General features: G+C 52.9%; 9 protein-coding genes. All 9 read left to right on the forward strand.

Annotated elements, in window-relative coordinates; all coding sequences use genetic code 11:
- Positions 1 to 2 precede the first annotated feature (2 nt).
- The 9 genes from ACV4UY_RS13890 (at position 3) to ACV4UY_RS13930 (ending at position 9625) form a co-directional block, all read left to right on the forward strand.
- A complete protein-coding gene (locus ACV4UY_RS13890; protein WP_491608179.1) occupies positions 3 to 680 on the forward strand; it encodes a hypothetical protein in 678 nt (225 codons plus the stop codon).
- 59 nt (positions 681 to 739) lie between these two features.
- The gene (locus ACV4UY_RS13895; RefSeq protein ID WP_491608180.1) at positions 740 to 1315 is read left to right on the forward strand and encodes a pilin; all 576 of its coding nucleotides are present in this window, start codon (positions 740 to 742) and stop codon (positions 1313 to 1315) included.
- A gap of 26 nt (positions 1316 to 1341) precedes the next feature.
- Positions 1342 to 2592 carry a serine/threonine-protein kinase gene (locus ACV4UY_RS13900; protein WP_491608181.1) on the forward strand — a complete coding sequence of 417 codons (1251 nt, stop codon included), beginning with the start codon at positions 1342 to 1344 and terminating at the stop codon, positions 2590 to 2592.
- 126 nt (positions 2593 to 2718) lie between these two features.
- Entirely contained in the window at positions 2719 to 3282 is a 564-nt protein-coding gene (locus ACV4UY_RS13905; RefSeq protein ID WP_491608182.1) for a formylglycine-generating enzyme family protein, read from the forward strand.
- Between the two features lie 26 nt (positions 3283 to 3308).
- Positions 3309 to 5126, forward strand: a complete 1818-nt coding sequence (locus tag ACV4UY_RS13910; protein ID WP_491608183.1) for a GspE/PulE family protein — start codon at positions 3309 to 3311, stop codon at positions 5124 to 5126.
- On the forward strand, positions 5123 to 6196 hold the full coding sequence (locus tag ACV4UY_RS13915; protein ID WP_491608184.1) for a type II secretion system F family protein: 1074 nt from the start codon (positions 5123 to 5125) through the stop codon (positions 6194 to 6196). The genes ACV4UY_RS13910 and ACV4UY_RS13915 overlap by 4 nt, the downstream gene beginning before the upstream one ends.
- Positions 6193 to 6741: a hypothetical protein gene (locus ACV4UY_RS13920; protein WP_491608185.1), complete on the forward strand. Its 549-nt coding sequence runs from the start codon at positions 6193 to 6195 to the stop codon at positions 6739 to 6741. Before ACV4UY_RS13915 ends, ACV4UY_RS13920 begins: the two co-directional genes overlap by 4 nt.
- Before the next feature lie 50 nt (positions 6742 to 6791).
- Positions 6792 to 8780, forward strand: coding sequence for a hypothetical protein (locus tag ACV4UY_RS13925; protein ID WP_491608186.1), 1989 nt, complete (start codon positions 6792 to 6794; stop codon positions 8778 to 8780).
- Positions 8777 to 9625: a hypothetical protein gene (locus tag ACV4UY_RS13930; protein ID WP_491608187.1), complete on the forward strand. Its 849-nt coding sequence runs from the start codon at positions 8777 to 8779 to the stop codon at positions 9623 to 9625. Before ACV4UY_RS13925 ends, ACV4UY_RS13930 begins: the two co-directional genes overlap by 4 nt.
- The last annotated feature ends 251 nt before the right edge of the window (positions 9626 to 9876 follow it).

Genomic DNA, 9876 nt, shown 5'->3' on the forward strand with positions numbered 1-9876 from the left:
CAATGCAACGTCTGTCGATGCTCGTCATCATGGTCACGCTCGGAATGGGCGGATGCAAACCGTACATCTTTGGACCGCTTTACCTTGCCGAAGATCCGGCTCCGGTCTGCACGGTTTCGGAATCGCTCGCGCAGCCGAAGTGGTGTCAGGGTGACCTGTGGATTTATGACGACGGCTACCAACTGCGTGTCAACGAGGTGGTCGGCGATTTGACGCGCTTTCTCCTCGTCGGCAAATCGGACCAGTGGGTACGGAGACGCGGCTTGTTGCGCGAATCCTCCAATCTGGGTGACATGGAGCGGAGGATGGTCTATCGCACCGGCCAACCCTTGGAATCGCTGCGTGATCTGCTGCAATCCAAGCCTGGAACCGCCTTCTCGTTTCATCAGGAGTACCGGGCCGGGGAACAGATGATACGCCAGAAGGTCCAGGTGCGCCTGGAGGCGCGTGAACGGATCACGGTCCCTGCGGGAAAATTCGACGAGGCCCTGGTTTTGACCTGGACCACGGAGAGTCTGACCAGTGCCTGGACCAGTCTGGAGCGGTGGTGGTATGTCCCGGAAATGGGTCACTATGTGCGCCTGGAATACAAGTACGGGAGCGGACCGTTCGGTTCCCGCGTCCTGATCCGGCATTGCGCGCATGATGACAAGATCTGTCAGAAAATTTATGACCGATAGCGTTTCGGTATCCGATCTGTCGCAGCACTCAGCTTGTTTCACTTCTCAGGAGAGACCCGATGAATCGTCCGTATGCGCATGTCAGCAGGGAAGGTGGTTGGACGCTGTTTGAATTGATGATCGCCGTGACCATCATCGGCATTCTCGCCTCGGTGGCGATTCCGTCGATGGTGGGTTACATCTACGAGGCAGAGAGCAACGAGGCGGTGGAAATGGCCGGGCGTATCAGCAAGGCGGTCAAGATCTTCGTGGAGCAGCGTCCGAATGTGCCTGCCGAGGATATCGAGGCGCTCATTGCTCCAGGTTCCGGGAAAAAGGGAAATCTCGTGCCCAGTGGCACTGCCGCGGATCAGTTGACCAGCATCATTCCGACACTGACGATTCCCACGGATGCACGTTTCAAATATGAAATATCCTTGGATGTCATCGAGCAGCCGTTCGCGGTCCACATGTGCATCAGGGCGGTCTCCTTGAACAATGAGCAACGTGAGATCCTGTACTCCAATGAGGCCTCTAAGTTGCCGACCTGGGACAACAATGTCTATCGGACCAAATTTGTCGATACCACGAATGCCCTGCTGCCCGGCAAATGGTGCAATGCGGATGGTTCGGTGGCCACGACGGATCAGGGTTGACGGTACGAGAGCGGGGAGTAACGGGCATGATCAGCTCGGAAGAAGGGCGCGGGCCAGCCAATCAACCGGCATCCTCAGGCTGCGGCGCGGATGAGGAGACGATCCTGGATGAGAAAATGGCAGGTGCTGGTGTGCGGAAGGCCTCCAGTAGGCCGGTCTACGACCTCGGAGACGTTGGCAAACACCATGCGCACGCCGTGAAGGCGTCTGTCCAGGAGGAAGAAACGGATAAGAATGCGGATGAGGCATTGGAACGGGCCAAAAAGGAGAGCAGCTTACAGAAAGAGAGAAGTTCCGATGACGACTATGTGTTCGCGCATGTCTTGGGAAAAGGGGGGTTCGGTGAAGTCTGGCTCGCCTGTTACAAGCGACTGTCGTTGATGTGCGCCATTAAGATCATTAGACCTGTGGATGATCGAGTGTCACCAGAAGCATTTCTTGAGTTGCTCGTGCGTGAGATCAGGACGATTCGGGAGGTGTCCAACAAGGAGTATCTGTGTCAGATTCATGATCTTTATGTGGGTAGGAAAGGAATGGGATTGGTCATGGATTGGCTTCAGGGAGAGTCGCTTGCTTCCTGGATCACGAACAATGAAAGTAAGCTCCTGGAAACCTTGTCAGAACGGTGGCGTTTGTTCCGGGAGATCGTTCGTGGTGTCGCTGGCCTGCATGAGATCGACTTTGTGCATCTGGATTTGAAGCCGGAGAATGTTTTTTTGGAGCAACGGGAGAATTCCTCGGTTATTAAACCTAAACTTATCGATCTTACCAACATGGTGTTGTTCAAATCGTATGTGGACAAGAAGCAGATGACGCAATTCACGCCAACCTATGCGGCTCCGGAACAGATCGTTTGCACGGCGGACCGATTGGATTTTCGGTGCGACATCTATTCGCTCGGCATGATCGGATACGAGTTGTTTGGTGGCAGAGCGGCCATCCATGAAATCAGGAACAGCAAAAAGAGTTTATATTGGAGTCGTCTGTCATGCGATGAAGACAGGCAGGGTTTTATCGCAATGCACAAGGATTTCACGGATCGCAACCCCCCGCATGCCTTTCTCGGAGTCATGCCGAAACCCTTCAACAACCTGTTGTTGAAGATGCTCGATCCGGATCCGGAGCAAAGAGGTTTCTCGCAGGCAGGTGAGGTCGATAAGGTTTTGGCAGCCATGGAGCAAAGCCATCCCATGCCCTGGGTGGATGTGGAGATGGCCTTTGCCCAATCCCTGTTTGGGGATCGCATGCGGATTCAGATTCCTGCCGGAGAGTTCTGAATGACCGTGAAGAGCGCGCGAAAAGCTTAACGGAAAAGTCCCAAGGCTTTGCCCTTGAATCCCACCAGGCCCCTGGACCCCGCCAAATGCAGGGTGCCTGAATGGTTGCCATCGGAGTTTCTGGTCATGCATGTGCCTGCGTTCGCCATGTCGCGTTTTCCGGTGACCCGCATCCAGTATTGGCTCGCCGTGCAGTGTTGCGTGGTGCCACCACATCCGGAGTTTCAGGATGAGCCGGATTATGACGCGCGCGATCTTCCGGTCACCGATGTGACGTTCGCTCAGGCCAGGGCCTTTGCCAAATGGGTGGGTGGGGATCTGCCCACGGTCACTCAATGGGAATACGTGGCTATGAACGGCAACGAGAAACGCCTTTTTCCGTGGGGAACCGACCTTGAAAAGGGCAAAATTCCCCCCTCGCACGCCTTGGCGGAAGATCGCTCCAGTGGGCCCCTCCCGGTGGGGAGTTGGTCGGCTGGTCGTTCCGCGCATGGCGTCGAGGATTTGTGCGGCAATGTGTTTGAATGGTGCCTGGAGACCGGCGACGACAAGCCTGTTCCTGCCGGAGTGATCAAGGGAGGAAGTTACTATTCCCCGACGGCAGATTGCAAGAATGGGGTCAGGCAGGCTCTTGATCCATTGCAAGGATACCCGTTCGTTGGATTTCGTGTCGTTTGGCCCGTGCCGTGAGTGCTCTTTGGATGATCTGGTGAGCCATGACCACCCTTACTGAAATTTTGTCATCCGATCCATCCCTGCGCGAACTGCTGGATCTGCGTCCGTGTCATCATGCGCGGATGCGGGATGGACGTAAATCCTTGTGGTCGGTCCTGCTCCATGAAGAGGAGCCGGTTCGAGAGAAATTGGGACCACTTTTTGATAAATTGAAACAGGTTCTTTTGCTCGATCATTATCTTGTCGATCATGAAGATCAACAAGAGGATCTCATCAACGATCTGATGAGCGAGATTTCCCAACCCGATTGGCTGACCACCGAGGGCAGCCAATCCGCGCGAATCTTGATCCTGTCGGATTTGAATGTTCCCGCCGATCGGGTGGATGCGCCCAATATTCCCAAACCGGGGAACCATCCCCAGGAACTGCCACTGCGATTCATCGCCGAGGATCCGTGGGACCCCAGATTGCGTTCCTGGTTGCGTCGCAAGAGTGGACGTCGGTTGCTCAAGGGTGGTTTGATCCGTCCTGCACTGCTGCGAGAGCTTTTGGCCATGCTTGCCACCAACACCTCAACCAGAAAACACACGCCTGGTGCCATCCACATCGATCCGAAAGAGGATTTCAAGACGGGCGGCAAGCACGCCTTCGATGCGGAAAGGAAAGTGAAGTACTTTCTCGCCCAGGCCATCCGGGAACGCGCTTCGGATATCCATCTGGATCCAACCGACAGCGACATGCAGATTCGCATGCGCGTGGATGGTCTCATGCGCGAGATGGATCGCATTCCCAGTGCGCTCCATCCGGAATTGATCGCCCACATCAAGATTCTGGCGCGCATGGATGTGGTTGAAAAAAGGAGACCCCAGGATGGCAGTATCGAGGTGAGTTATTTGTATCAGAAGTTCGATATCCGTACCGCCACCTACCCGACCATCCATGGCGAGAAAATGGTCATGCGCATCCTGCGTCGCGAGTCCGCGGTCCAGGAGATGAATGATCTGGGTTTGTCGGGCGACGAGCTTCTGCTGTTGAAAAAGCATGTTCAGGAGCCGCATGGGTTGATTCTGGTCAGTGGCCCCACGGGTAGCGGCAAATCCACCACGCTGTTCACCCTGCTGAGTGCCATCGACCGTGAAGAGCGGAACATCATGACCATCGAGGATCCGGTGGAATATCGGATCGCCGGCGCCCATCAGATGCGGGTCAATCCCAAAATCAACCTGACCTTTGCCGAGGGGTTGCGGGCCATTTTGCGTCAGGATCCGGATGTGATCATGGTGGGGGAGGTCCGTGACTCGGAGACCGCCTCCATGGCCTTGCAGGCATCGTTGACCGGTCATCTGGTCTTCTCCACCATCCACACCAATGATGCCGTTGGCGTGGTGGTGCGTCTGCTCAACATCGGCATTCCTGCCTATCTGGTGGCCAGCGCGCTGAATCTGGTGGTCGCCCAACGTTTGATCCGCTTGATCTGTCCGCATTGCAAGAAAACACTGTCGGCAGCGGATATGCATGAAAAGCTGAAAAAATATGAGAAATACGATGATCGGTTGAAGGCGATCGGATTGAAAATTCCGCGTTCCGGAGCGGCATGGGGTGAGGGGTGTTCGCACTGCCGTTCAACCGGTTATCGGGGGAGACGCGCGGTGTTCGAGCTGTTGCCCATCAATGGGACCATTCAAGAACTGATTCTCGCGCCACAATGCAACGAAGGCGCGATTCGTCAGGCAGCCATCGAGGCATGCAACATGAAGCCCATGGTGACTTTTGCCAAGCAGTTGCAAGAGAAGGGGGAAACGACCTTCGAGGAGATTTTGCGTGTGCTGGGTGGGGATGAAAGTGTGGAGTCGATATGAGAAACAGCAATTTCAATGAGCTGTTGGTCTTCACGCGTCAATTTGCCTTCATGCTCAGCAGTCGTCTGCCGCTGGTGGAGGTTCTGGAGAATCTGGCCAAGGAGACCTACAACCCTCGCTTGCGCGCAACCGCGGAAGAGTTGGTCAGGCAGGTGCGTGGCGGTCATGACCTGGCCGATGCCATGAGAATGCATCCGCATTTTTTTGACTCGGTGTTTGTGAACGTCATCCGTTCTGGTCTTGCCTCTGGACGTCTCGACCTTTCGCTGCTCATGATGGCCGAATATCTGGAACGCCGGGAGACCATGCGTGACAAAATCGAGAGAGCCATGGCGTATCCGGCTTTTCTGTTTGTCGCCATTTTATCTTTGATCGCTGTGATAGTCACTTGGATTCTGCCCAATTTTGAAAAGGTTTTCAAGAGCCTGAATGCCGACCTGCCAAGACCAACCCGGATCTTGCTGGATAGCGCCCAATTTGTCCGTCAGTACGGTGTTGAATTGTCGATCACCATTGTGGTTGTTGTCGCCATCATGCTTTTCTTTTTCTCCAGCCGCACGGGACGCGCCTGGTGGGATCGATTCAAACTGAATTTGCCCGTCTTTGGCAGACTTTATCGGCAAGCGTCGCTGTCACGCTTTCTGAAGACGTTCTCGGTGCAGATCAAGAACGAAGTGGAGATTCTCGAGGCGCTCAAGCATTCAGCCGGGGCCGCGGACAACCTGTTTATCGAGGCCATCATATTCGCCATCATTCTTGATGTCCGGAGAGGGGTGACCGTGAGCGAAGCCTTCAGAAAGCATAAAGTGTTTGAAGGCCTGGTCATGCAGATGATCAGTTCAGGCGACGAAGCCGGAGAATTGAGCGATTTGACCTATCGCGCCGCCAACTATTTCGAGCAGTTGTTGGAAAACCGTCTCGACCAGCTCGTGGCTCGCATCAATCCGATCATGACGTCGATTCTGGGCCTGGTGGTGGTTGGATTGATGCTGGCCATCTTCGCGCCCATCTTCGATTTGGGCAATGCGGCGCGCGCCAGTCAACATCAGCAAATGGTTCGTCCCCCGTGAGCGCGTTCGGGAAGGGGGAACAAGGTTCGATTCTGGTGTTGACCACCGTGGTGGTCATGACGGCCATGATGGTGACAGGGTATTTGATCGAACACTTCTGGTTTGCCGAGGCGCATCATGTCGAGCGCAGTTTGGCGCAATTGCAGCTGCACTGGGCACGGGTTGGGATTGCCGACTATCTGATGAGCCGATCGCGTCAGGAGGCGTCCATGCCCGCTTCCGATGCCGACAAGAGTAGCCTGCTTGGGAATTATGCAACCGAGCTTGTGGATCCTGGCCAGACAGAGGTGAAGTTTGTTTATCCGGAAATCGGTTCAGACTACACCTTTGGGGTCCAGGCGCAAATCGTGGATGTGACGGATGTCGCGGACGGTTTGGTGCGTGTGGATGTTGGCGCGTTCAGCGTCGGAAACCTCGAGATTTTGCGAAATCTTCCCGAGGTGAACGTTGCGTGGTCACAAATCACACTCTGCATGGGCCCGGGTACGGGGTGTCCCAGCCTTGCGGTTGGGCAGTCACGAATGATGCGGACAAACACGGATTAAGTTGTCTTTTCACATGAAGGCGCGCAAAAATATTATAAGGATGTGTTGACATGATCTCTGAGAGCCTCAAACACATATTTTCTGGTCGAATAGAGGATCGTCAGAATTCAGAGGATCCAAAACCGGCCAGGCACGCTCAGGATCGGCATATCATCATCCAGGCAGATGCCCTGGGCGTCCGATACAGTTCCTATTCCAAGGAAGACACACGGTATATCTGGACCGACACGGAACTTGATCAGGCCAAATTTTCGGATTTTTTCGTCCATGATCTGGGTAAGAAAGGCTCTAACCAGGTCATTTTTGATCAGGCGGAAAAATTCTGGAAACAGTTTGATGTCGGAACGCTCAAGAAGAAAACCAAAAGCATTGTGATTGCGGTCGATGATCTGCCGTTTGAGTTCATCGAGCCGTTGGATTCGGTCTCAAAGGAGACGGATACCTATCAACAGTGCCGGGAAGTGGCCGGCTATCGTTGGGGGGAGGATCCGGTGCTGCTTTGCACCGCATTCATTCCCAGGCGAACGAATGACACCAGCAAGGGTGGACAATGGAGTATGGCGGCAGCCATGCATATTCGACATGTTTGCAACCTTCTTCCGAACCCATCGATGCACGAGGTTGCCGTTGATGCGGTATTGTCGATGCCATTGTTGATCCTGGAGCATTTGACAGAACAGGCGAGATTGAGCCGACAGGTTGAGGCCGTGTTTTTTTTAGGGGTCAGTCAGAGCTATTTTTTATACGTGGATCCAATTAATGAGATCATCTTTGCGGACAGAGTATCTTTCTGTCTGCTTTCGTTGCTCGCTGTTATGAAACAAGGTCTGCCGATCAGCAATGAAGCAACAGTTCGGGATGTTTTAAGTCGGGTTAAAAGTGCGCTGCAGGCAGAGGACACGGACAAAACCTACAAAAAAGCCAAGCCGGATCTGCTCAACGAATTCGAATCATTTGGGCGTGAATTATCCGATATTCTCTGCCACTTGCAGTTCGATCGAAGAACGGGACCGTTGGATTCCATGAAATTGATGGGATACTGGCAAGAGTTGCCAGGGATCAAGGACACGTTTTATCAAGAGTATGTGCTGCCTTTGCTGGAAGCGGCGCACAAGACGATCATTGCTGGAAATTCTCATACGGCGTCCCAGACGCTTCCTTTTCCCCAGAAGAGCATGCCAGGCATGACCACGGATGCCATTCTGGAGTTGATTGTGCAACGTGTTCGAAATTATGTGCATGGTACGGATCCTTCCAATCTGATTCTTGGGGCATCCGAGGAGGTCAATCAAATCGACGATCAGACTTTCAGGATCAACAAAGGCAGGATCTATAATAAAAAAAAGCGATCCCTGTCCACGAATTCAATCATGAACATGTTTTGGAAACGGCAGACCGATGGAAAAAACAAGGAGAATGATGCCTCATCCGAGGATAAAGAATTCACGTCTCTACAAGGAGGTGCATATAAGATCTTGCAGGAGTATGAAAAAGTTATCCCGTTGTCAATGATGCTTTTGTCTGTGGTGATATGCTATATTATTTTTCTGTCTTTCAATACAAAAAATAGCAGTGTCTATCTTGCCGACATCGGTCAGTGGTCTAAACTATTGACGGAAATGAATGAGAAAGAGGCTAAACTGACTAAATTGCATGGCTGGGATCAGGATGAATCCTCTGATCGATTGTCCTGGTCCCAGAGATTGAATCGACTTGCCCTGTCTGTTGCGCCCTCGATCAAGCTGAACCATGTTTCAACGGTTCATGAGAAGGAGGAGAAAACAGGGGGTACGCTACGCAAGTGGGTGATTCGTGGGTTCGCCAATACCAGCGAGCCAGAGCACATGAAGGCGTTGAACCTGTTGATCACCCATTTGAATGGCAAGAACAGTCCTCTGGCCTTGGATGGGGAAGAGGTGTCTCTCAAGGGCATGGAGTCCGGGTTTGATCCACATGTCAACTCTCGAGTCATTTATTTCATCCTCGAAGCGCGGACCAAGGTTTCGGTTGCAAAATCCACGACGGGACAGCCAAAATGAGAGATTTGCTTCTGTATATATGGAGAAAACATCAGGCACTTATCATGCATCTGCTTGCATTGGTATCGGTCTGGACCGTTCTTGTGTTTTTTGTATATTATTATCCTGGTAAAATTGCACAGAAAAATATCAGGAATGCTTATAGTGAGATTAGCAATAGGAATGCAAAGCTTGACAAGCAGAACGAAAACAGCAACAGAAAAAAGATTTCGTCCACAGTTGGTGTGACCATTCAACAGACAGCAGATCGTAATTCAATTTTGTTGCAGTACATCCGACCAAGTGCTGCAAACAAAAATATCATGATGACTGAATTCTGGTCGCACTATAACAAGCTTCAAGATTTTATTGTCGATCTTGAAAAGCAGTCGTTGGATGTGGTCGAGTTGGAGATCAATGAAACCGATGCCGCATCAAAAAAAGGTTCGACGGACGATAACAAGAAGGAACCGCAACAGTTGTATGTGCGTTTGGGGCTTGTTTCCCATCCGCCACGCTCCGCTTCTCAGGATGCCAACAAACCAGAGTTGCCGTTCGTGAAACGAGATCCGTTCTTTTTTGTCATGAACGAGAATCCCGTGGTCGATCTGCCAAGTCTGGACATCAAGGGTATCAGGGTGACCGAAGAGGGATCGGACGAAAAGGGCGCCGTGATGTTCGGAAACCAAATCTGTTTCGAGGGCGAGGTCTGCAACGGCTATCTTATCAAGAAAATTGAGAGAAATCAGCTGTTCCTGGTTCCGGAGAATCTGCAAGGGACAGGCAGGGGGGTACGCTATTGGTACATCGATGCTCGAAAACAGTCCCAGAATCCATCGTCGAGGTCAACCGGGCCGGATTCTTGAGAGTCAACCACCTGGATCCATGCTGCCAACCGGGCCGGATTCTTGAGAGTCAACCACCTGGATCCATGCTGCCAACCGGGCCGGATCCCATGTTGGCCAACGATCGGATCGTAGCCCCAATCCGGTTCGCATGGCGTCCAGTTCGGGCCGATCGGTGCGGGTGCGCGCAGTTGGTGGAAGCCGGCGCACATGGACGGGGAGTCACGCCAGCGGTGCGGGTGCGCGCAGTTGGTGGAAGCCGGCGCACATGG

The sequence above is a fragment of the Candidatus Magnetaquiglobus sp. genome (genome assembly GCF_058402785.1).

Bases quoted from the DNA above. Each gene is read 5' to 3' on its own strand.
- ACV4UY_RS13890 (WP_491608179.1), top strand. From the start codon at position 3: ATGCAACGTCTGTCGATGCTCGTCATCATGGTCACGCTCGGAATGGGC.
- ACV4UY_RS13895 (WP_491608180.1), top strand. From the start codon at position 740: ATGAATCGTCCGTATGCGCATGTCAGCAGGGAAGGTGGTTGGACGCTG.
- ACV4UY_RS13900 (WP_491608181.1), top strand. From the start codon at position 1,342: ATGATCAGCTCGGAAGAAGGGCGCGGGCCAGCCAATCAACCGGCATCC.
- ACV4UY_RS13905 (WP_491608182.1), top strand. From the start codon at position 2,719: ATGCATGTGCCTGCGTTCGCCATGTCGCGTTTTCCGGTGACCCGCATC.
- ACV4UY_RS13910 (WP_491608183.1), top strand. From the start codon at position 3,309: ATGACCACCCTTACTGAAATTTTGTCATCCGATCCATCCCTGCGCGAA.
- ACV4UY_RS13915 (WP_491608184.1), top strand. From the start codon at position 5,123: ATGAGAAACAGCAATTTCAATGAGCTGTTGGTCTTCACGCGTCAATTT.
- ACV4UY_RS13925 (WP_491608186.1), top strand. From the start codon at position 6,792: ATGATCTCTGAGAGCCTCAAACACATATTTTCTGGTCGAATAGAGGAT.
- ACV4UY_RS13930 (WP_491608187.1), top strand. From the start codon at position 8,777: ATGAGAGATTTGCTTCTGTATATATGGAGAAAACATCAGGCACTTATC.